The sequence below is a fragment of the Enterobacter hormaechei subsp. xiangfangensis genome, assembly GCF_001729785.1.
Lineage (GTDB): Bacteria > Pseudomonadota > Gammaproteobacteria > Enterobacterales > Enterobacteriaceae > Enterobacter > Enterobacter hormaechei_C.
In genome coordinates this window covers 119,168-139,053 of the sequence record NZ_CP017183.1, presented here as the reverse complement: position 1 = coordinate 139,053, position 19,886 = coordinate 119,168, and the positions used below count along the sequence as shown (strand labels likewise).

Here is a 19,886-nt window from a genome sequence, read left to right as displayed (position 1 = left end):
GGGCATAACTATTTTTTGTACTGGTAAAACTCCGCAAGCGTCATCCCCACGGTCTTATCTGATAACCAGGTAAAGAGCTGCTCCAGATCCTGATACAGTCCCTCAATCGCGGCCTGGTCTTTAAAAGTAGGGCTGCCGCCAGGCATAAATTCCGACGAATGCAGCATGAACTCTACGTAGTCATTCCCCTGAGCCAGGCACTGCTGCGCAACCTTAATCATCTCCTGCGCTTTACCGCCGGACGGGCGTAACCAGTTAACTGACGGAGAACGGTATTTACCGCGCAGACGATCGTAACCCTGCTTCAGGGAATTCAGCCATGCCGGGTGTTTATACTGGATACTCATCGGCACTTCGAGGAGAGGGCTGTTTCCCGGCCGGGAAATGTCGTCTACGTCCAAAAAATAGGCGCGATCGGGAAAATGCTGGTAATTCGTTCCGCCATTACCCTGCGGGGCACCTTTCGCGTTGCGCCAGTTCACGCGCGGCGTAACGGAACAATCTACCTGATACCCCAGCTCAATCAGCAACCGGGCGTAACGGCTGTCGAATGCCCAGCGCCCGGCGCGATGGCTGAGCATTTTTGTCTGGAAAGTCTCTTCCAGTAAGCGGGTCATGAACAGCACTTTCTCACGCATGACCTCGTCTGAAAACTCAATCAGATAAGGCTGCCAGCGCCAGTCATCACCGGTCAGATCGTGCTCCGGAGGGCTATTCCAGGCATGGAGATGCATTCCCACCTCACCCTGGCCGCGGGCTATGACCTCTTTCGCGAACTCAATGAATACCGGTTCGACGGCCATCTCGTAGTTGGTCAGCCAGACGGGCTTAAAGCCGAAGCGTTCACAAAGCGCCTGAAACCGCGCCAGGTAGCGCGCGTTTTCCGTTTTGATCACCCGGTGGTTCTGCCAGAGATTATCCCCTTCGGTATCGATCGTGATGATAAACGCTGGTTTTTTCATAATAAGTCCGCAAGACAAAATAGTTAGCGCTATGTTACGCACGCCCGAAAGCAGGAGTAAACCCTTCCAGGGAAATTCCTGACATTATGGAGAAAGAGTGCAAGTCGTTACCAGGTCTATTAGAATTGCCAATAGTACAACGCCGATAAGATGATGATGAATAACTTACCTGACACGCCTGATTTGCGCATTTTACTGATCAAACTTCGCCATCATGGCGACATGTTACTCACCACCCCCGTCATCAATTCATTACGCCAGAAATGGCCTGAAGCCCAAATCGACGTGCTTCTCTATGAAGAGACGCGAGACATGCTCGCCGCGCATCCGGCAATCGGGACGATCTATGGTATCGATCGTAAATGGAAGCAGCTGGGGACGCTGAAGCACCTGCAAAAAGAGTGGCAGTTGCTTCGTGCTTTACGCGCTCAGCATTATCATCTGGTGATCAATCTTGCCGATCAGTGGCGCAGCGCGATTGTTACCCGCTTCACCGGCGCACCGGTTCGGCTCGGGTTCGCTTTTAACAAGCGCAAGAATGCCTTCTGGCGTTTTTGTCACAGTGAACTGGTCTCGGTCGCCAGCCATCAGTCGCTGCACACCGTTGAACAAAATCTCTCCATACTGTCAGCGCTGCCGGTAATGGCCAACCCTACCGTCACCATGGCTTACAGCGCGGATGACTGGCGCCATGCTCACCAAAAGCTGACGCAAAAGGGCGTGGGAGACCGCTACATCGTTATTCAACCCACGTCACGCTGGTTCTTTAAGTGCTGGGACGAAGGCAAAATGGCGCAAACTATCGCCGCGTTGCAGCAGGACGGCCACACTATCGTCCTTACGGCGGGACCGGATAAGAAAGAGCTGGCGATGATTGACCGCATTCTTGCCGCCTCCCCGCAGACGGGTGTTGTATCGCTGGCAGGGCAGTTAACCCTGCGCCAGCTGGCCTCGCTAATCGATCACGCGATCCTGTTCATTGGCGTTGACTCCGTACCCATGCACATGGCCGCCGCCCTTCAGACGCCCTGCGTGGCGCTGTTTGGCCCGTCAAAATTGACGTTCTGGTCGCCATGGCAGGTTAACGGCGAGGTCATCTGGGCAGGTAACTACGGCCCGCTTCCCAACCCTGACGCCATTGATACAAAAACGACGGAACGTTATCTCGACGCCATCCCCGTTGATGCTGTCGTCTCCGCCGCAAGGAGATACCTGCAATGAAGCTTCATCGTCTGGCCATTGTGCGCCAAAAATATCGTCCGGATGGAGGAGCAGAACGTTTTGTCTCCAGGGCACTTACCGCGCTGAGCAATCAAAATCTTGAGCTCAACGTCATCACCCGCGAGTGGCAGGGCGAAAAGCAGGACGACTGGCATATTCATATTTGCGATCCACGAAAGTGGGGCCGCATCAGCCGTGAGCGCGGCTTTGCACACGCCGCACGCGCGCTGTGGCAGCAACAGCAGTTTGATATTGTCCAGAGCCACGAACGTATTCCGGGCTGCGATATTTACCGCGCCGGGGATGGTGTACATCGACGCTGGCTGCTACAGCGTACGCGTATTCTTCCCGCCTGGCGTGCGAAGCTGCTTATGCACGATCGTTATCACCGCTACGTGATGAACGCAGAACGTGAAATGTACCAGGCTCCCGAGTTGAAAGCCGTTATCTGTAATGCGGAGATGATCAAACGCGAAATCGTCGAAGACTTTGATATTGACGCAAAAAAGATACATGTGATTTATAATTCAATAGATTCCAGCCGCTTCGTTCCGGCAGAAGAGAGACAACGCGCTGTACTGCGTCAGCAATTTGGCTTACCCGCTGATGCCGTCATTTTCTGCTTCGTGGGTTCAGGGTTTGAACGCAAGGGGCTGGCAAGCGCTATTCGGGCTATAGCAGGAACATCGGCGTGGCTGGTTGTGGTCGGTCAGGATAAAGCGGAAAGCCGTTATCGCGACCTCGCCCGTTCATTAGGCTGTGAGGGGCAAATCCGTTTTCTGGGGATGCAAAAAGAGACGCTGCCATTTTATCAGCTTTCTGATGGTTTACTGCTGCCGACGCTGTATGATCCTTTCCCTAACGTCATACTTGAAGCAATGGCCTGTGGATTGCCCGTCATTACGTCAGAGAGTTGCGGTGGTTCAGAATTTATTGAGCAAGGCCAGAACGGGTTTTACTGTGATGCACTTGATATCCACACATTGAAGGAGGCCGTCATGTCCATCCCTTCACTGGAAAAAAATAATAATATGGGGCTTGCGGCGCGTGAACGCGTCAGAGAAGCAACCCCTGAAAAACTATCAAGTCAGCTTATTTCGCTTTATCAAAAATTACTGGATTAATAATGCGCATCCTAATGATTATTGATGGTTTACCCGGTGGAGGAGCCGAAAAAACGGTTCTCACCCTCTCCAGCGGACTGACAGAACTGGGGCATCAGGTCACCCTTTTCTCCTTACGGAAGGTGTGCGACTACGCCATTCCGGAAGGCATCGATTTTCAGATTGTGCAGGATACCTGTAAAAAACCCTGGCGGAAGCTGACCGAGATCCCGCGTCGCGCCCGTTTGCTGGATCGCGCCATCGAGAATGCAGAACGCAGCGGTAAATTTGACGTCGTGTTCTCGCATCTGCATAAAACCGACCGTATCGTGGCGCACAGCCGCGTGCTGGATCGGGATAAGGTCTGGTTCTGCGTTCACGGGATGTTCTCCTTCTCCTATTTGCGCCATCGCAGCGGGCTTTCTCGCTGGTTTAAGCATTATAAAATTCGGCATACCTATGAAAACCGCAACGTGGTGGCGGTTTCCGGCGCCGTGCTGCACGACCTCTCTCAAGTACTCGCGATCCCCCTGCGGCGCAAAGCGGTTATCCATAACCCCTTTGATATCCCTGAAATTCAGCGTCTGGCGGAAGCGCCCTTTGAGATGCAGGGGCAGGATTACATTATCCACGTTGGCCGTTTTCATGAACACAAACGTCACGACCGGCTGCTGCGGGCGTTTGCGCTGAGCAAGATCGACGCATCGCTGGTGTTGATGGGCAAAGGTTCTGACGCGAAAATAAACCAGCTTAAACAGCTTGCCGCTAAGCTGGGAATTGAAAACAAGATCGTCTTCCGCCCGTTCGAAACCAACCCCTACCCGTGGATCAAAGGGGCACGCCTTTTAGTGTTAAGTTCCGACTGCGAAGGTTTTGGTAATGTACTGGTAGAGTCCATTATCTGTCAGACCCCACCGGTGAGTACAAACTGCCCTGGCGGTCCTGCTGAGATCCTTACTGGCCCCCTGGCGCGAGGTCTGACAGCGTTAACCGACGAATCACTGGCGAAAACACTGGCAGAATTGTATGCCTCTCCGCCAGTTGTTGATCGCGAAACGATCGCATCGTTCGGTATTAACGCCATTTGCCAGCAATACATTGCTTTGGTCGACAACCAAAAATAATCAGGTTTCATATGCAAAATTCAGCGCCTTTATTAAGCGTGGTGGTTGCCGTTTATAACGGTGAAGCTTTTCTCGATCAGTTCTTTACCTGCCTTGTAAATCAACACATCGACAGTATGGAAGTCATCATCGTGAATGACGGCTCCACTGACCGCTCGATGCAGATTGTCGAAAAATGGCGCGAAAAGCTGCCACAGATGCGGGTTATTGAACAACCTAATCAGGGCGTGTCTATCGCGCGTAATACCGGCCTGGCGGTTGCGACCGGGCAGTATCTCTCTTTCCCGGATATTGATGATGTCTTCAAACCCGGCATGTACCAGCGTCTGCTGGATATGGCCGTCACGCAGAACCTGGATGTCACCACCTGCAATGGCAACTACGTCTGGGAAAATAACAAAAAACCGTCTCGCCCTATCTTCCCTGAAGATAAGCTCGCCTCAACGGGCGTCATGAATGGTGCGGCATGGTTAAAAAAGGCGCTGGATTCACGTAAGTTCCTGCATGTGACCTGGCTGAATATCTATCGTCACGATTTTATTCGTCAGCACGGCTTCCGTTTCGAGCCTGGCCTGCGCCATCAGGATATTCCGTGGACGACTGAGGTGCTGCTTGCCGCGGAACGCGTTCAGTACACCAGCGAACGCTTTTACGACTACTACATTCACTCCGCCTCGGTATCGCACACCCCGGATAATGACGACACGCTGATTCGCTCTGCGCGCCATTACATGAAGATACTGAAGATGCTTGATGCCATTAACCAGCGCTACCCGGATAAAGTGAAAAATATCCCGGCCTGCCACTGGCAAATCGCCAAAGAGGGTCTGGGAATTATTCATACCTTCGACAACATGAAGGATGAGGCGAAGAAAGCAATGATAATCAAAGAGTTCTTCGACACCGGGATCTGGAAGCTCATCTGGAAAAGTGCCAAAAGCCCGCGTTTGCGCTGGCGCCTGGGTCGACGCTACTTCCGTTTAAAACGGTATCTGGCATAAGAGATAGCTTTAGCACGCTTAAATGCTTAGAATTTCCCGGCCGAAACTAAAAAAACGGATAATCGCTTGGAATTGTTGTATACCGCCCTGCTCTACATCATTCAGCCACTGGTTTGGCTGCGACTGTTGCTTCGTAGCCGTAAAGCGCCTGCGTACCGTAAACGCTGGGCCGAACGCTATGGCTACTGCCGCAATAAAGTGGCGCCGGACGGTATTCTGCTGCATTCCGTGTCAGTCGGGGAAACGCTGGCCGCCATTCCACTGGTGCGTGCCCTGCGCCACCGTTATCCGTCACTGCCCATCACCGTCACCACGATGACGCCAACCGGCTCAGAGCGCGTGATGTCTGCCTTCGGTAAAGACGTGCATCACGTCTACCTGCCGTACGATCTCCCCTGCGCCATGAACCGTTTCCTGAATACCGTGCGCCCTAAACTGGTGATCGTCATGGAAACCGAACTGTGGCCGAATATGATTTCCGCCCTGCATGCCCGTAAAATTCCTTTGGTTATCGCCAACGCGCGTCTGTCGGAACGCTCGGCTAAAGGGTACGGCAAGCTGGGTAAATTTATGCGTCGCCTGCTCAGCAAAATCACGCTGATCGCCGCGCAGAACGAAGAAGATGCCGCGCGCTTTATCGCCCTAGGTCTGAAGCGCAACCAGCTTGCGGTCACGGGTAGCCTGAAGTTCGATATTTCCGTCACCCCTGAACTCGCCGCCCGTGCGGTAACGCTGCGTCGTCAGTGGGCGCCGCGTCGCCAGGTCTGGATTGCCACCAGCACCCATGACGGCGAAGAAGCCATTATCCTTCAGGCTCACCGCCAGCTGCTGGAAAAATTCCCTGATTTACTGCTGATTCTGGTTCCTCGCCATCCGGAGCGTTTTAAAGATGCCCGCGAGATGGTGCAAAAAGGCGGTTTCAGCTTTACCCTGCGCAGCAGCGGCGAAATCCCCTCTGGCAGCACGCAGGTGGTGATTGGCGATACGATGGGCGAACTGATGCTGCTGTACGGCATTGCAGACCTCGCCTTTGTTGGAGGTAGCCTGGTGGAGCGAGGTGGTCATAACCCGCTGGAGCCGGCAGCCCACGCCATTCCCGTGCTGATGGGTCCACACACGTTTAACTTCAAAGATATCTGCGCGAAATTGCAGCAAGCCGATGGCTTAATCACCGTGACCGATGCGGACTCGGTGGTCAAAGAGGTCTCAACCCTTCTGACTGACGAAGATTACCGCCTGTGGTACGGTCGTCACGCCGTTGAAGTCCTGCATCAGAACCAGGGCGCACTGACCCGTCTGCTGCAACTTCTGCAACCTTATCTGCCGCAGCGGAGCCACTAATGTCAACGCGTCTGTCGGTCGTGATGATCGCCAAAAACGCCGCCGACCTGCTTCCGGATTGCCTGGCCTCTGTTGCCTGGGCTGACGAAATCGTCATTCTCGACTCCGGAAGTACGGACAATACGGCGGACGTTGCCCGTGCAGCCGGGGCAAAAGTCTTTACCGACACCGACTGGCAGGGCTACGGTATTCAGCGTCAGCGTGCGCAGGGTTACGCCACGGGGGATTACGTGTTGATGATCGATACCGATGAGCGCGTCACCCCAGAACTCCGACAGGCCATTCAAACGGTGCTTGCCGCGCCACAGCCTGGCGCGGTCTACAGTATCGCGCGTCGTAACTATTTCCTGGGCCGCTTTATGCGCCACAGCGGCTGGTACCCCGACCGCGTGATGCGCCTCTATGCCCGCGAGCGTTATCAGTACAACGATAACCTGGTCCATGAGTCTCTGGCCTGCGATAACGCTCAGGTCATCCCCCTGACGGGCGATCTGCTTCATCTGACCTGCCGCGATTTCGCCAGCTTCCAGCGTAAACAGCTGAACTATGCCACCGCCTGGGCACAGGAGCGGCATGCGCGCGGCAAGAAGGCCACGCTGACCGGCATCTTCACCCACACGCTGGGCGCGTTTCTGAAAACGCTGCTGCTGCGTGGCGGCGTGCTGGACGGCAAACAGGGCTGGTTACTGGCCGTAGTGAATGCCCAGTATACTTTTAACAAATACACCGAGCTGTGGGCGCTGAACCGCGGCTACTCAGAGAAAACGTGAGCCATGAGCACAAAAGCGATTTATCCGGGTACCTTCGATCCGATCACTAACGGTCATCTTGATATCATCACCCGTGCGGCGTGTATGTTCGACAAGGTGATTCTGGCCATTGCCGCCAGCCCGAGCAAAAAGCCGATGTTCGACCTGAACGAACGCGTGCAGCTTGCCACCGATGCGATTTCGCATCTGTCGAATGTTGAGGTCGTCGGATTCAGCGACTTGATGGCAAACTTTGCCCGTGACCGGCATGCCAATATCCTGATCCGCGGTCTTCGCGCGGTAGCAGACTTCGAATATGAGATGCAGCTGGCACACATGAACCGCCATCTGATGCCGGAGCTGGAGAGCGTATTCCTGATGCCCTCCAAAGAGTGGTCCTTCATCTCTTCTTCGCTGGTGAAAGAGGTGGCGCGCCATCATGGGGACGTTACCCACTTCCTGCCGGTTAACGTCCACCAGGCGTTGATGGAAAAGCTAAAGTAACCCTACTTCTGACACTGACGGCAGTAAAACGTGGCGCGCTGAGCGTGCTTCGTGGCAATAATCGGCGTCCCGCAGGCTCTGCACGGCTCACCCTTACGGCCATAAACCTGCAACTCCTGCGCAAAATAACCCGGCTTCCCGTCGCTTTGCAGGAAATCCTTCAGCGTCGTCCCGCCCTGCTCAATTGAGCGCAGCAGTACCGCTTTAATAACTCTGACCAGCAGCTCGCACTCCTGCGCCGACAGCGAGGAGGCCAGCCGATCGGGATGGATCCCGGCGGCAAACAACGATTCGCTGGCGTAGATATTCCCCACGCCCACCACCAGCTTGTTATCCATCAGCCAGGGTTTAATCGGGGTTTTCTTTTTCGCGCACTTCTCTTTGAGATAATCTGCGTTAAACGCCTCTGAGAGCGGCTCAGGTCCGAGATGCGCCAGCACGTTGTGTCCTTCCAGCTCTTTGGTCCACAGCCATGCGCCAAAGCGACGCGGGTCGGTGTAACGCAGCACTTTGCCGTTACTCATCACCAGATCAACGTGGTCGTGCTTTTCCGCAGGCAACTCTTCGGTAAGAATACGCAGGCTTCCCGACATGCCCAGATGGATAATGATCCAGCCGTCAGGCAGCTCCAGCAGCAGGTATTTCGCGCGGCGCTGCACGCTCAGGACGGGTTTGTCACTTAACGCGTGGATCTCATCGGACACCGGCCAGCGCAGACGCCCGTTGCGAACGACAGCATGAAGAATAGTCGCGCCAACCAGATGGGGCTCAATGCCGCGGCGGCTGGTCTCTACCTCAGGTAATTCAGGCATGGTTCCTCCGTTGAGATGCAGAATGCAAAAAACCCCGCAGTTGCGGGGTTTTTCAATACAAGGAGACTAAAATTATTTGATTTTAGCTTCTTTGTACAGTACGTGCTGGCGTACAACTGGATCGAATTTTTTCAGTTCCAGTTTTTCCGGCTTAGTACGTTTGTTCTTCGTGGTGGTGTAGAAGTGACCTGTACCAGCAGAAGAAACCAGCTTGATTTTCTCGCGAATACCTTTAGCCATGATTTATTTCCTCTTTAAGTACTTAGTACTTTTCGCCACGGGCACGCAGTTCGGACAGAACTGTATCGATGCCTTTCTTATCGATTACACGCATACCTTTAGCAGATACGCGCAGGGTGACAAAACGCTTCTCGCTCTCAACCCAGAAACGGTGAGAGTGCAGGTTCGGCAGGAAACGGCGTTTAGTCGCGTTCAGTGCGTGGGAACGGTTGTTACCGGTCACCGGACGCTTGCCAGTAACTTGGCAGACTCGGGACATGTCTATTCTCCAAAAATCAAATTAGCTCGAGCTTCGTATGGGGTATCGGCGCCTCGTCAGGCTTTACAGCCCGGTCATCGCATAGTTCTATTGAACTCTCGATTGCCAGGCCCAAATGCCAAACCCGAGATTCTCAAAGGTGGCGTAGTATACGCTGACTCGGCGGTGTGCTCAAGTCCCGAACAGACAAAGATCCCGATGGATCGCGAGAAAAGGCCTAAATCCAGCCACGTTCGGCAAAAGAAATGTACTCTCCGCGGCCAATTATCAGATGGTCCAGCACACGAATGTCCATGAATTGACAGCATTTGATAATACGTTCGGTAATTGCTTTGTCAGCTCTGCTTGGTTCTGCACAGCCAGAGGGGTGATTATGCGCGAGGATCACGCCGGCTGCATTCACTTTTATCGCTTCCCGCACAATTTCACGCGGATGCACCTCAACATGGCTCAATGTTCCCGAAAAAAGGCGGGTATGTTTCAGTACCCGGTTTTTGTTGTCGAGAAAGATCACCATAAAGATCTCCCGCTCCAGATCGGAGAGCTGGCTTTGCAGAAATTCGCGGGTCATGTCGGGGGTGAGGATCGGGTCTTCTTCCTCCATACGCACGTTGTAAAATCGCCGGGCCAGCTCGGCAATGCCCCGCAACTGGGCATATTTCGCCACGCCAATGCCCTCAACGTGCGTAAACGCCTCCAGCTCAGCGGTCAGCAATCCATACAGTGAACCGAAATGGTCTATCAGTTCTTTCGCCAGCGTAAATACCGTTTTCCCCGGCGTGCCTGTGCGTAAAAAGAGCGCCAGCAGCTCGTCGTCCTTTAACAACGTGACGCCATGACGCAGCATTTTTTCACGCGGTAGCAGCAGTTCAGTCTCTTCCATGCCTGGCCTCCTTCTGTTTGCCATTATGCTGCCACAGGCAAATTCGGGGTTCGATGCTGGCATTTCGTTCTTGCGTAACGCCTCGCAAAGTGAATTAAGGACATCATCACCCCGTTTTAGGGATTGTGATAAAATGCCCGCTCTCTGGTGAAACCCAACAGGAAAGAATCATGATGAGCCTGGCCGGTAAAAAAATCGTTCTTGGCGTCAGCGGCGGTATTGCTGCCTATAAAACGCCAGACCTGGTGCGCCGTTTGCGCGAGCGCGGGGCCGACGTACGGGTCGCGATCACCGAAGGCGGCAAAGCCTTTATCACCCCACTGAGCCTGCAAGCCGTCTCGGGATACCCGGTATCCGACAGCCTTCTCGATCCGGCGGCCGAAGCCGCAATGGGCCACATTGAGCTGGGGAAATGGGCCGATCTGGTTATCCTTGCCCCCGCCACGGCAGATTTAATTGCCCGCCTGGCAGCCGGTATGGCGAACGATCTGGTAACGACCATTTGCCTCGCCACGCCTGCGCCCGTCGCGGTTGTGCCCGCAATGAACCAGCAGATGTACCGCAACGCCGCTACCCAGCACAATCTGGACACGCTGGCCTCGCGCGGCCTGCTGATTTGGGGACCGGACAGCGGCAGCCAGGCCTGCGGCGACGTGGGGCCAGGGCGTATGCTCGACCCATTAACGATTGTTGATATGGCCGCCGCCCATTTCTCGCCTGTCAACGATATGCAACATCTCAACATCATGATTACCGCGGGCCCCACGCGCGAGCCGCTGGATCCGGTGCGTTACATCACCAACCACAGCTCCGGCAAAATGGGCTTTGCGATTGCTGCCGCGGCAGCCAAACGCGGCGCGAACGTCACGCTGGTGAGCGGCCCGGTGTCGCTTACCACCCCTGCGTTTGTGCAGCGTATTGATGTGACGACCGCGCTGGAAATGAACGCCGCCGTACAGGCACATGCTCAACAGCAGCATATTTTTATCGGCTGTGCGGCCGTCGCTGATTACCGCGCCGAAACTATTGCTGACGCCAAAATTAAAAAGCAAGGCGATGAATTAACAATAAAAATGGTGAAGAACCCGGATATCGTTGCCGGCGTCGCCGCACTGAAAACTCATCGTCCTTACGTTGTTGGGTTTGCCGCAGAAACGAATAATGTGGAAGAATATGCCCGGCAAAAACGTACCCGCAAAAACCTCGATTTAATTTGCGCGAACGACGTATCGCTGTCCACGCAAGGATTTAACAGCGACAGCAACGCATTGCACCTTTTCTGGCAGGATGGAGATAAAGTCTTACCGCTTGAGCGCAAAGAACTCCTGGGCCAACACTTACTGGACGAGATCGTTACCCGTTATGATGAAAAAAATCGACGTTAAGATTCTGGACCCGCGCGTTGGCGAGCAATTTCCGCTGCCAACGTATGCCACCTCCGGCTCTGCCGGTCTTGACCTGCGCGCCTGTCTCGATGACGCCGTAGAACTGGCGCCGGGTGCAACGACCCTGATCCCGACCGGGCTGGCGATTCACATTGCTGACCCGTCACTGGCAGCGGTGATCCTGCCGCGCTCTGGCCTGGGCCATAAGCATGGCGTCGTGCTGGGTAACCTGGTCGGCCTGATCGACTCTGACTATCAGGGTCAGCTGATGGTATCCGTATGGAACCGTGGCCAGGACAGCTTCACCATTGAGCCGGGCGAGCGTATCGCGCAGATGGTGTTTGTACCGGTGGTGCAGGCAGAATTTAACCTGGTGGCAGACTTCGACGCTACCGACCGTGGCGAAGGCGGCTTCGGCCATTCCGGGCGCAAATAACCGCCCGACAAACACGCATCTCACAGCGCCATAATGCAATAACAAACCGCAAACGTCAGTTTGCGGGTCGCTGTGTGGTTGCCAGCCTGACAAGTGCTTATTTTCAGGGGTATTTTGTAACATGGCAGAAAAACAAACCGCGAAAAGGAATCGTCGCGAAGAAATACTTCAATCTCTGGCTCTGATGCTTGAATCCAGCGACGGCAGTCAACGCATCACCACCGCAAAACTGGCGGCCTCTGTGGGCGTGTCAGAGGCGGCGCTGTATCGTCATTTCCCGAGCAAAACCCGGATGTTTGACAGCCTGATCGAGTTTATCGAAGACAGCCTGATCACGCGCATCAACCTGATTCTGAAGGATGAAAAAGACACCAGCACGCGTCTGCGTCTGATTGTGCTGCTGATTCTGGGCTTTGGTGAACGTAACCCGGGTCTGACCCGTATTCTGACCGGCCACGCGCTGATGTTTGAACAGGATCGTCTGCAAGGCCGTATAAACCAGCTTTTTGAGCGTATCGAAGCCCAGCTGCGTCAGGTTCTGCGCGAGAAGAAAATGCGGGAAGGCGAGGGATATAATACGGATGAGACCCTGCTGGCAAGCCAGATCCTGGCATTTTGCGAAGGGATGCTCTCCCGGTTTGTGCGCAGCGAGTTTAAATATCGACCAACGGACGATTTTGACGCCCGCTGGCCGTTAGTGGCTGCTCAGTTACAGTAACGCCATCGCCGGATGGCGGCTTCGCCTTATCCGGCCTACGAACGGGTAGGCCCGGTAAGCGCAGCGCCACCGGGCAATTGAATTAAACGCCAAACTCTTCGCGGTATTGACGCACCGCCGCCAGATGATCAGCCATCTCAGGCTTCTCTTCCAGATACGCAATCAGATCTTTCAGGGTGATAATCGACGTCACTTTGCAGTTGTAGTCGCGCTCCACTTCCTGAATAGCAGAGATGTCGCCGCGCCCACGCTCCTGACGATCGAGCGAAATCAGCACGCCCGCAAGCGTTGCACCGTTAGCCTGGATTATCTCCATCGATTCACGGATCGCGGTACCTGCGGTGATCACGTCATCCACCAGCATCACGCGGCCCTGCAACGCACTGCCTACCAGATTGCCGCCTTCACCGTGGGTTTTGGCTTCTTTACGGTTAAAGCAGTACGGTACGTCGCGGTCATGGTGCTCCGCCAGCGCCACCGCCGTGGTGGTTGCGATTGGAATGCCTTTGTACGCGGGGCCAAACAGCAGGTCGAAATCAATCCCGGAATCCACCAGCGCTTCGGCATAGAAGCGGCCTAACAGTGCCAGGTCGCGCCCGGTATTAAACAGCCCGGCGTTGAAGAAATACGGGCTTTTACGCCCGGATTTCAGCGTGAACTCGCCAAACTTAAGTACCTGCTTGTTAAGCGCAAACTCAATAAACTGGCGCTGATACGATTTCATGGATTTGCTCCTTTGTCTTTTCAGTCTTACAGGCAAAAAAAAGGCGACTCATTGGTCGCCTTAAAATCAATTTTCTAACGCCGCTTTCTGCGTCGCTACAATAGATTCGATTCCCCCTCGGGCCAACGCCAGCAAGGTGAGCAGTTCTTCGTGGGTGAATGGCTCGCCTTCTGCCGTACCCTGCACTTCAATGATGCGACCATCTTCGGTCATCACCACGTTCATGTCGGTTTCTGCGGCAGAATCTTCAACGTATTCCAGATCGCAAAGCGCTTCGCCGTTAACGATACCAACGGAGACAGCAGCAACCATCCCTTTCATTGGGTTGGTTTTCAGCTTACCGGCGGCAACCAGCTTGTTCAGGGCGTCTGCCAGCGCCACACAGGCACCGGTAATAGAGGCCGTACGCGTGCCACCATCGGCCTGGATCACGTCGCAGTCCAGCGTGATGGTGAACTCACCCAACGTTTTCAGGTCAACCGCGGCGCGGAGCGCACGCGCGATCAGGCGCTGAATCTCCATAGTACGGCCGCCCTGCTTACCTTTTGCCGCTTCACGGGCATTACGGGTATGGGTTGCGCGCGGCAACATACCGTATTCGGCGGTGATCCACCCCTGGCCCTGACCTTTCAGGAAGCGAGGCACGCCCTCTTCAATGGACGCGGTGCAAAGCACCTTGGTGTCACCAAACTCAACCAGCACGGAGCCTTCAGCGTGTTTTGTATAGTTACGGGTCAGGGTGACGGGACGCACCTGGTTGGCGCTACGACCTGCTGGACGCATGATGGATTCTCCGGCTTGAAACGAATGTGGCTGCGCATTATACGGATAAAGGACGCTTATTCCTATCCTGAGAAGCCCCTGAAAGCTATAATCCCCCCATCTCTCCTTTAAAAACGGGAATGTCTATGATCCGCAGTATGACCGCCTACGCCCGGCGTGAAATCAAGGGTAGCTGGGGTAGCGCTACCTGGGAAATGCGCTCGGTAAACCAGCGCTATCTGGAAACGTATTTCCGTATGCCGGAACAGTTCCGCAGCCTGGAGCCTGTGGTGCGTGAGCGTATCCGTACGCGTCTGACCCGCGGGAAAGTGGAATGTAACCTGCGTTTTGAGCCTGATGCCAGTGCACAGGGCGAACTGATCCTGAACGAAAAGTTGGCAAAACAGCTGGTTAATGCGGCGAACTGGGTCAAAATGCAAAGCGATGAAGGCGAGATCAACCCGGTTGATATTCTGCGCTGGCCTGGCGTGATGGCCGCCGGAGAGCAGGATCTGGACGCGATTACCGCTGAGATCCTGGCTGCACTCGACGGCACGCTGGACGACTTTATCGTTGCCCGCGAAACCGAAGGCCAGGCGCTGAAAGCGATGATTGAGCAACGCCTTGAGGGCGTGAGCGCCGAAGTCGCTAAAGTGCGCGCTCATATGCCAGAAGTGCTGCAATGGCAGCGTGAGCGTCTTGTCGCCAAACTGGAAGAGGCGGAAGTCCAGCTGGAAAACAACCGTCTGGAACAAGAGCTGGTGCTGATGGCGCAGCGTGTGGACGTGGCTGAAGAGCTGGATCGTCTGGAAGCGCACGTTAAAGAGACCTACAACATTCTGAAGAAGAAAGAAGCGGTAGGCCGCCGTCTCGACTTTATGATGCAGGAGTTCAATCGCGAGTCGAACACGCTGGCGTCTAAGTCTATCAATGCAGAGGTAACCAATTCAGCGATTGAACTGAAGGTCCTGATTGAGCAGATGCGCGAGCAGATCCAGAATATCGAGTAATTCCTTTCAGGGTGGTATTGCCTCGCATACCACCCATTACTTTTTCTAATCCTTTCTTAGCCCTACTTCCTTTCTATCCCGCCTTATATCAAGCCTGCCTGGCATGCGTTGATAATTTTCTGTAGGGCAAACCCCCTCACCTTAGAAAATCTCAATCGTGATCTTCCGCACAAATCGCTAATCTCCTTCTCTTCATTCCGGAGGGTTTATGCTGCTTCACATTCTTTATCTTATTGGCATTACCGCAGAAGCCATGACCGGCGCGCTCGCTGCCGGACGTCGCCGTATGGACACCTTCGGCGTGATTATCATTGCCACAGCCACCGCGCTCGGCGGCGGGTCCGTACGCGATATCCTGCTTGGCCATTATCCGCTCGGCTGGGTAAAAAACCCTGAGTACGTCATTATCGTGGCAACGGCAGCCGTGCTAACCACGATTGTGGCCCCGGTGATGCCTCATCTGCGCCGCGTGTTCCTGGTGCTGGATGCGCTTGGGCTGATTGTTTTTTCCATCATTGGCGCACAAATCGCTCTCGATATGAGTGAAGGCCCGGTTATCGCCACCATTGCTGCCGTGATCACGGGCGTGTTTGGCGGGGTGCTGCGGGATATGTTCTGCAAACGTATCCCGCTGGTTTTCCAGAAGGAACTGTATGCCGGCATCTCCTTTGCTGCGGCAGTGCTTTACGTCGCCTTGCAGCACTATGTCACCAGCCACGATGTGGTGGTTATCTCCACCCTGCTGTTTGGCTTCACCGCGCGTATGCTGGCATTGCGCCTGAAGCTGGGCCTGCCCGTTTTTCATTACAAACACAATGCGCATTAATGTCAGAACGGGCAGGCGCCGGATAATCAGTTACTCGAGTAGTTGTAACCGTAGTGATGATAGCCGTAGCCGTAAGCGTTGCTTGCCCGCTTAACGACGCCGTTGAGAATCACCCCTTTGGTATTGACGCCACTCTGCTCCAGACGCTGTACACAGACCAGCATCTCCTTCACGCTGTTCATCCCGAAGCGGGCGACCAGCAGCGTGGTGCCTGCGCGACGGCCGACAACCGCCGCGTCGGTGACCGCCAGGATCGGTGGCGTATCGATAATCACCAGATCGTAGCGTTCATTCGCCCAGTCCAGCAGCTGCTGGAAACGCGTATGCATCAGAAGCTCCGCCGGATTAGGAGGGATCTGCCCGCGCACGATGGTATCGAACCCGCCTTTATCGAATGTCTGAACGCCCTGGGTATACTCCGCCTTACCGGACAACATCTCCGACAAGCCGCAGGTATTGTCGAGCTTAAACAGATCATGGGCATACCCGCGACGCATATCCGCATCAATATAGAGCACTTTCTGGCCCGCCTGCGCCACGACGGCCGCCAGGGTACTGCTGACAAAGGTTTTACCGCTGTCAGGCGTGGCGCCAGAGATCATCAGTATATTGTTCGCTGACTCCATCATCGCAAAATGCAGACTGGTGCGCAGGCCGCGAATCGCCTCCACGGAGAGATCGACCGGATTATCCGCCGCCAGGAAGGGGATATGTTTGGTCTTATGGCGCAGCCCTGGGGACATAAAGTCTTTTTTACGCAAACGCATCTTTTTAGCCAGCCATTCTGACAGCGGTACGGTGGCATAGACGTTAATCCCATGCTCCTCCAGCTGCTCCGGCGTTTCAATGCCCATACGCAGCATACTGCGCGCCAGGATCCAGCCCGCAGAGACGAACAGACCCAGGAGAACCCCCAGAACGACGACCAGCGCTTTTTTCGGCTTGACTGGCTGCGGCCGGGTCACGGCCGGATCGATAATGCGGACGTTACCAATTGCGCTCGACCGGGCGATGCTCAGCTCCTGTTCGCGGTTAAGCAGCTGCTGGTAGATAACGCGTCCCGACTCCACATCACGGCTCAGGCGCAACACCTCCTGCTGGGTTGACGGCATGGACGATACCCGTTTATTCAGGCGGTTTTTTTCCTGCTCCAGCGTCTGCCGTTTCTCAATCAGCGCCCGGTAGGTGGGGTGATCTTTTTTGTAGAGCTGCGAAATTTCCGCTTCCCGGAAGGTCAGTTCATTGAGCTGATTGTCCGCATTTACAATCTGCTCCAGCACCGCTTTTGCCTCCAGGTTCAGGTCAACGGAGTCGTTTTGCTGGCGATAGCGGTTGAGCTTCTCCTCGGCCTGGTCCAGCTCGCTGCGCACCTGCGGAAGCTGCTGCTTCAAAAATTGCAGGCTTTTCGCATCCTGCGCCGCCTGGCGAGCCACGTTCTGTTGTAAATAGTTGTCGGCGATGCAGTTAAGCACGCGAGCCATCTCGTCGGGGTCTTCCCCCGTGATGGTCAGGCCAAGCATCCCGCTGTCCTTGCTGCGCTCGCTCACGGAAAAACGCAGCTGTAGCGCGTCAATGGCCTCCAGCTCACTCTGCTGTGTAATCGTAAATTGCGTACCCGGCTTCGCCTGGATATCGGCAATGGTAATGGCGATATTCGCCGCGCTCAGGGGTTGTCCCACAACGCCCTGTAACGTCACATTATCGCCTTCCAGCTGATAGTGGCCCTTCTCGCCGACGGTCAGCGTCAGCTTTTGCGCCCGGCCCGCGACAGGGGGAAGATTGAGCATACGGATATCGACGATGCCAGGCTGTTGGCCGGTGAGCCGCGCCCAGCCGCGTCCGACAAGGGGAAAATAGTTTTCACTTACCTGCGTGCGCAGGTTAAGGTCATCAATCGTTTTACCGAGGATCATGCGCGACTGGAGAAGCTGAAGCTCCGGTGCCGACTCCGGCGAGGAGTCAGGGATGAACTCGCTAAGGTTACTGAGTAGCGCGTTGCCCTGCTTCTGTTCCACCTGTATCAGCGCATCGGCCTGATAAACCGGTGTGGCAAAGAGCGCATAAAGCAGGGCCACCAGCGTGAACAGCGCGGTAAGGATGAGAATGAATTTTCGGTGGTCGAGCAGCTCACCCAACAGGCGCACAAGATCGATCTCGTTATTCGCGGCAGACGCATCATGGGCGTGAAGGTTATTTGTTGACATAAAACGTAACTATCCCGTGTGATTAACTGAGCCGTTTCGCCCATTCCAGACTGGCCTGCTCCAGCAGCCCATAAACATATTCAAATGCGTCCCGGTTTTTACGGTAGGGGTCCGGGATCTCTTTTCTGCCCGTCCAGTGACCAAAGAGCATCATTTTGCCGCGCGCCTCCGGTGCGATAGCCGTGACCTGCTCGATATGTTCCAGCTCCATCGCCAGAATCAGATCGTAGTCGCGCACCATGGCGGGGGTGAGCCTGCGCGCCACGTGGCCCTCAAGCAGGGTGCCGCGTTCGGCGGCGATCTCTGTCGCCTGTGAATCGGCGGTGCGCCCTTCCAGGCCACACGTTCCCGCTGAATCGACCCGGGCAGCGGGAAGCAGCCGGCGCAGCAGCCGTTCCCCAATGGGGGAGCGGCAGATATTGCCGGTACAGATCACCAGGATGGCGTTAAACGTTAGTTTGGCCATGTTCTGATATATCTCCCTGTTTCAGTCAGGTCATGTACGCCGGTAATGGTCGGCACAAGCTGAGAGATCACGCGGTTCCAGCGCACCAGCGGCGCGGTGGTGACATAGACGATGTCGTAAGGCTCAAGCTGAAATTCGGTGCTCAACACCATCGCGGTGGCATCCCGGGCGTTAAGCTGGTAGACGTTGGCGATTTTGCCGTTCTGCTTGCCCTGCAACGGACGAATCACAAAGATTCCGGTGGCGTCGGCCATATCCTGATTCACGCCCTGTGCATTACCCAGCGCTTCCGCCAGCGTCATGCCGCTACGGTCCATCTTCAGGGTGCTCTGTTTACCCACCTCGCCCATGACAAACACTTTCAGGTCGTCATTACGGGGAATGAAGAGAATATCGCCCGGATAGAGGAGTTTGTTCTGGGTGAGATCGCCGCGCTGCATCAGCGCGTAGAGCGAAATGTGCGTGTCCTGGCCGTTGTGGGTCAGCACCACATGGCGCCAGTCCGCCTCAGATGTCAGGCCGCCAGCCGCATTGATCGCATCCATTATCGTCAGCGGAATGTTGGTGATGGGCTGCTGGCCCGACTTAGCCACTTCGCCCGTCACGTAGGCTTTTTGCGAGCGGAATGCCGCGACGCTGACATCCACCTGCGGGCTCTCAATCACCGAGTCCAGCCGGGCGGCGATCTCATCGCGCACCTGGGCCAGCGTTTTGCCGACGACGCGGATTTTGCCGATATAGGGGTAGAAGATCGTGCCATCGGCATTCACCCAGTTGCCCGTATCGCTGGCGCTGCGGTACTGACCTGCGGGGGTGGTCAGCTCCGGGTGGTCCCAGACGGTAACCATCAGCACGTCGCCGACGCCGATGCAATATTGGTAGTTCTGAAGCTGGCGATCCAGTTCAGGATTCGCGCGGGAGTCGACTTTGCCAGGCAGCAACTGCTCCACCAGCCCCGGCGTGAGGGGATAGACGTTGACCATCTTATTCAGATCGTAATTGCTGTCAGGCAGATCGATAATATCTTTGCCCTGGTTGCTAAGTCCCTGGCCCGGTACGATAGTACAACCGCTTAACGCCATCATAGCCAACGCCAGCACGGAAAATTTAACGTTTTTCATTCAGGAAAATCATCTGGTTAAGTAATGCCTGTTTC

At 55.1% G+C, this 19,886-nt stretch carries 22 protein-coding genes; 12 read left to right on the top strand and 10 right to left on the bottom strand.

The window, feature by feature from the left end:
• Nucleotides 1-8: 8 nt before the first annotated feature.
• Nucleotides 9-962 carry a polysaccharide deacetylase family protein gene (locus tag BFV63_RS00680; RefSeq protein ID WP_048241570.1) on the bottom strand — a complete coding sequence of 318 codons (954 nt, stop codon included), beginning with the start codon at nucleotides 960-962 and terminating at the stop codon, nucleotides 9-11.
• Nucleotides 963-1,112: 150 nt separating this feature from the next.
• Between BFV63_RS00680 and rfaQ the strand changes: the two genes are divergently transcribed.
• The 7 genes from rfaQ to coaD all read left to right on the top strand — a co-directional run bounded on the left by rfaQ (nucleotide 1,113) and on the right by coaD (nucleotide 8,005).
• Nucleotides 1,113-2,183, top strand: a complete 1,071-nt coding sequence (rfaQ, locus tag BFV63_RS00675) for a putative lipopolysaccharide heptosyltransferase III (RefSeq protein ID WP_003860870.1) — start codon at nucleotides 1,113-1,115, stop codon at nucleotides 2,181-2,183.
• The gene (locus BFV63_RS00670; protein WP_023315168.1) at nucleotides 2,180-3,307 is read left to right on the top strand and encodes a glycosyltransferase family 4 protein; all 1,128 of its coding nucleotides are present in this window, start codon (nucleotides 2,180-2,182) and stop codon (nucleotides 3,305-3,307) included. Before rfaQ ends, BFV63_RS00670 begins: the two co-directional genes overlap by 4 nt.
• Before the next feature lie 2 nt (nucleotides 3,308-3,309).
• Nucleotides 3,310-4,410, top strand: a complete 1,101-nt coding sequence (locus tag BFV63_RS00665) for a glycosyltransferase (protein ID WP_023323973.1) — start codon at nucleotides 3,310-3,312, stop codon at nucleotides 4,408-4,410.
• An 11-nt stretch (nucleotides 4,411-4,421) separates the two neighbouring features.
• Nucleotides 4,422-5,411: a glycosyltransferase gene (locus BFV63_RS00660; RefSeq protein ID WP_048241573.1), complete on the top strand. Its 990-nt coding sequence runs from the start codon at nucleotides 4,422-4,424 to the stop codon at nucleotides 5,409-5,411.
• A gap of 66 nt (nucleotides 5,412-5,477) precedes the next feature.
• Nucleotides 5,478-6,752 (top strand): lipid IV(A) 3-deoxy-D-manno-octulosonic acid transferase, encoded by a 1,275-nt coding sequence (waaA, locus tag BFV63_RS00655; RefSeq protein ID WP_003860874.1) that lies wholly within the window; start codon nucleotides 5,478-5,480, stop codon nucleotides 6,750-6,752.
• Entirely contained in the window at nucleotides 6,752-7,522 is a 771-nt protein-coding gene (locus BFV63_RS00650) for a glycosyltransferase family 2 protein (RefSeq protein WP_003860875.1), read from the top strand. Before waaA ends, BFV63_RS00650 begins: the two co-directional genes overlap by 1 nt.
• A 3-nt stretch (nucleotides 7,523-7,525) precedes the next feature.
• Entirely contained in the window at nucleotides 7,526-8,005 is a 480-nt protein-coding gene (coaD, locus tag BFV63_RS00645) for a pantetheine-phosphate adenylyltransferase (RefSeq protein ID WP_023315165.1), read from the top strand.
• A gap of 2 nt (nucleotides 8,006-8,007) precedes the next feature.
• Here coaD and mutM read toward each other — a convergent pair whose 3' ends face one another.
• From mutM to radC, 4 genes are all read right to left on the bottom strand, one after another.
• Entirely contained in the window at nucleotides 8,008-8,817 is an 810-nt protein-coding gene (mutM, locus tag BFV63_RS00640) for a bifunctional DNA-formamidopyrimidine glycosylase/DNA-(apurinic or apyrimidinic site) lyase (RefSeq protein WP_003860879.1), read from the bottom strand.
• A gap of 72 nt (nucleotides 8,818-8,889) precedes the next feature.
• Complete coding sequence (rpmG, locus tag BFV63_RS00635; protein WP_003024094.1) at nucleotides 8,890-9,057, bottom strand: 50S ribosomal protein L33; 168 nt, start codon at nucleotides 9,055-9,057, stop codon at nucleotides 8,890-8,892.
• 22 nt (nucleotides 9,058-9,079) lie between these two features.
• The gene (gene rpmB / locus BFV63_RS00630) at nucleotides 9,080-9,316 is read right to left on the bottom strand and encodes a 50S ribosomal protein L28 (RefSeq protein WP_002436699.1); all 237 of its coding nucleotides are present in this window, start codon (nucleotides 9,314-9,316) and stop codon (nucleotides 9,080-9,082) included.
• Between the two features lie 217 nt (nucleotides 9,317-9,533).
• Entirely contained in the window at nucleotides 9,534-10,199 is a 666-nt protein-coding gene (gene radC / locus BFV63_RS00625) for a RadC family protein (RefSeq protein WP_006812419.1), read from the bottom strand.
• 173 nt (nucleotides 10,200-10,372) lie between these two features.
• Between radC and coaBC the strand changes: the two genes are divergently transcribed.
• From coaBC to slmA, 3 genes are all read left to right on the top strand, one after another.
• Nucleotides 10,373-11,584, top strand: coding sequence for a bifunctional phosphopantothenoylcysteine decarboxylase/phosphopantothenate--cysteine ligase CoaBC (gene coaBC / locus BFV63_RS00620; protein WP_168707755.1), 1,212 nt, complete (start codon nucleotides 10,373-10,375; stop codon nucleotides 11,582-11,584).
• Nucleotides 11,562-12,020, top strand: a complete 459-nt coding sequence (gene dut, locus BFV63_RS00615) for a dUTP diphosphatase (protein WP_015570042.1) — start codon at nucleotides 11,562-11,564, stop codon at nucleotides 12,018-12,020. Before coaBC ends, dut begins: the two co-directional genes overlap by 23 nt.
• 121 nt (nucleotides 12,021-12,141) lie before the next feature.
• Entirely contained in the window at nucleotides 12,142-12,738 is a 597-nt protein-coding gene (gene slmA / locus BFV63_RS00610) for a nucleoid occlusion factor SlmA (RefSeq protein ID WP_003860901.1), read from the top strand.
• Between the two features lie 82 nt (nucleotides 12,739-12,820).
• On the opposite strand, the gene pyrE is transcribed toward slmA, so the two are convergent.
• Both pyrE and rph read right to left on the bottom strand, forming a co-directional pair.
• Nucleotides 12,821-13,462 (bottom strand): orotate phosphoribosyltransferase, encoded by a 642-nt coding sequence (pyrE, locus tag BFV63_RS00605; protein ID WP_003860903.1) that lies wholly within the window; start codon nucleotides 13,460-13,462, stop codon nucleotides 12,821-12,823.
• Nucleotides 13,463-13,528: 66 nt separating this feature from the next.
• Entirely contained in the window at nucleotides 13,529-14,245 is a 717-nt protein-coding gene (gene rph, locus BFV63_RS00600) for a ribonuclease PH (protein WP_015570044.1), read from the bottom strand.
• Nucleotides 14,246-14,370: 125 nt separating this feature from the next.
• Here rph and BFV63_RS00595 point away from each other — a divergent pair, with 125 nt between their 5' ends.
• A complete protein-coding gene (locus BFV63_RS00595) occupies nucleotides 14,371-15,234 on the top strand; it encodes a YicC/YloC family endoribonuclease (RefSeq protein ID WP_003860907.1) in 864 nt (287 codons plus the stop codon).
• Nucleotides 15,235-15,442: 208 nt separating this feature from the next.
• Complete coding sequence (locus tag BFV63_RS00590; RefSeq protein WP_003860909.1) at nucleotides 15,443-16,060, top strand: trimeric intracellular cation channel family protein; 618 nt, start codon at nucleotides 15,443-15,445, stop codon at nucleotides 16,058-16,060.
• 26 nt (nucleotides 16,061-16,086) lie between these two features.
• On the opposite strand, the gene etk is transcribed toward BFV63_RS00590, so the two are convergent.
• The 3 genes from etk to BFV63_RS00575 are packed head-to-tail and all read right to left on the bottom strand — an operon-like array spanning nucleotide 16,087 to nucleotide 19,851.
• Nucleotides 16,087-18,264 (bottom strand): tyrosine-protein kinase, encoded by a 2,178-nt coding sequence (etk, locus tag BFV63_RS00585; RefSeq protein ID WP_045332964.1) that lies wholly within the window; start codon nucleotides 18,262-18,264, stop codon nucleotides 16,087-16,089.
• 22 nt (nucleotides 18,265-18,286) lie between these two features.
• Nucleotides 18,287-18,730, bottom strand: coding sequence for an arsenate reductase/protein-tyrosine-phosphatase family protein (locus BFV63_RS00580; protein WP_015570047.1), 444 nt, complete (start codon nucleotides 18,728-18,730; stop codon nucleotides 18,287-18,289).
• Entirely contained in the window at nucleotides 18,718-19,851 is a 1,134-nt protein-coding gene (locus BFV63_RS00575; protein ID WP_045342684.1) for a polysaccharide export protein, read from the bottom strand. The genes BFV63_RS00580 and BFV63_RS00575 overlap by 13 nt, the downstream gene beginning before the upstream one ends.
• Nucleotides 19,852-19,886 lie beyond the last annotated feature (35 nt).

Excerpts from the sequence above, each read along its gene's own strand:
- BFV63_RS00680 (WP_048241570.1), bottom strand. The coding sequence starts at position 962 with ATGAAAAAACCAGCGTTTATCATCACGATCGATACCGAAGGGGATAAT.
- rfaQ (WP_003860870.1), top strand. The coding sequence starts at position 1,113 with ATGATGATGAATAACTTACCTGACACGCCTGATTTGCGCATTTTACTG.
- BFV63_RS00670 (WP_023315168.1), top strand. The coding sequence starts at position 2,180 with ATGAAGCTTCATCGTCTGGCCATTGTGCGCCAAAAATATCGTCCGGAT.
- BFV63_RS00665 (WP_023323973.1), top strand. The coding sequence starts at position 3,310 with ATGCGCATCCTAATGATTATTGATGGTTTACCCGGTGGAGGAGCCGAA.
- BFV63_RS00660 (WP_048241573.1), top strand. The coding sequence starts at position 4,422 with ATGCAAAATTCAGCGCCTTTATTAAGCGTGGTGGTTGCCGTTTATAAC.
- BFV63_RS00650 (WP_003860875.1), top strand. The coding sequence starts at position 6,752 with ATGTCAACGCGTCTGTCGGTCGTGATGATCGCCAAAAACGCCGCCGAC.
- coaD (WP_023315165.1), top strand. The coding sequence starts at position 7,526 with ATGAGCACAAAAGCGATTTATCCGGGTACCTTCGATCCGATCACTAAC.
- mutM (WP_003860879.1), bottom strand. The coding sequence starts at position 8,817 with ATGCCTGAATTACCTGAGGTAGAGACCAGCCGCCGCGGCATTGAGCCC.
- rpmG (WP_003024094.1), bottom strand. The coding sequence starts at position 9,057 with ATGGCTAAAGGTATTCGCGAGAAAATCAAGCTGGTTTCTTCTGCTGGT.
- rpmB (WP_002436699.1), bottom strand. The coding sequence starts at position 9,316 with ATGTCCCGAGTCTGCCAAGTTACTGGCAAGCGTCCGGTGACCGGTAAC.
- radC (WP_006812419.1), bottom strand. The coding sequence starts at position 10,199 with ATGGAAGAGACTGAACTGCTGCTACCGCGTGAAAAAATGCTGCGTCAT.
- coaBC (WP_168707755.1), top strand. The coding sequence starts at position 10,373 with ATGAGCCTGGCCGGTAAAAAAATCGTTCTTGGCGTCAGCGGCGGTATT.
- dut (WP_015570042.1), top strand. The coding sequence starts at position 11,562 with ATGATGAAAAAAATCGACGTTAAGATTCTGGACCCGCGCGTTGGCGAG.
- slmA (WP_003860901.1), top strand. The coding sequence starts at position 12,142 with ATGGCAGAAAAACAAACCGCGAAAAGGAATCGTCGCGAAGAAATACTT.
- pyrE (WP_003860903.1), bottom strand. The coding sequence starts at position 13,462 with ATGAAATCGTATCAGCGCCAGTTTATTGAGTTTGCGCTTAACAAGCAG.
- rph (WP_015570044.1), bottom strand. The coding sequence starts at position 14,245 with ATGCGTCCAGCAGGTCGTAGCGCCAACCAGGTGCGTCCCGTCACCCTG.
- BFV63_RS00595 (WP_003860907.1), top strand. The coding sequence starts at position 14,371 with ATGATCCGCAGTATGACCGCCTACGCCCGGCGTGAAATCAAGGGTAGC.
- BFV63_RS00590 (WP_003860909.1), top strand. The coding sequence starts at position 15,443 with ATGCTGCTTCACATTCTTTATCTTATTGGCATTACCGCAGAAGCCATG.
- etk (WP_045332964.1), bottom strand. The coding sequence starts at position 18,264 with ATGTCAACAAATAACCTTCACGCCCATGATGCGTCTGCCGCGAATAAC.
- BFV63_RS00580 (WP_015570047.1), bottom strand. The coding sequence starts at position 18,730 with ATGGCCAAACTAACGTTTAACGCCATCCTGGTGATCTGTACCGGCAAT.
- BFV63_RS00575 (WP_045342684.1), bottom strand. The coding sequence starts at position 19,851 with ATGAAAAACGTTAAATTTTCCGTGCTGGCGTTGGCTATGATGGCGTTA.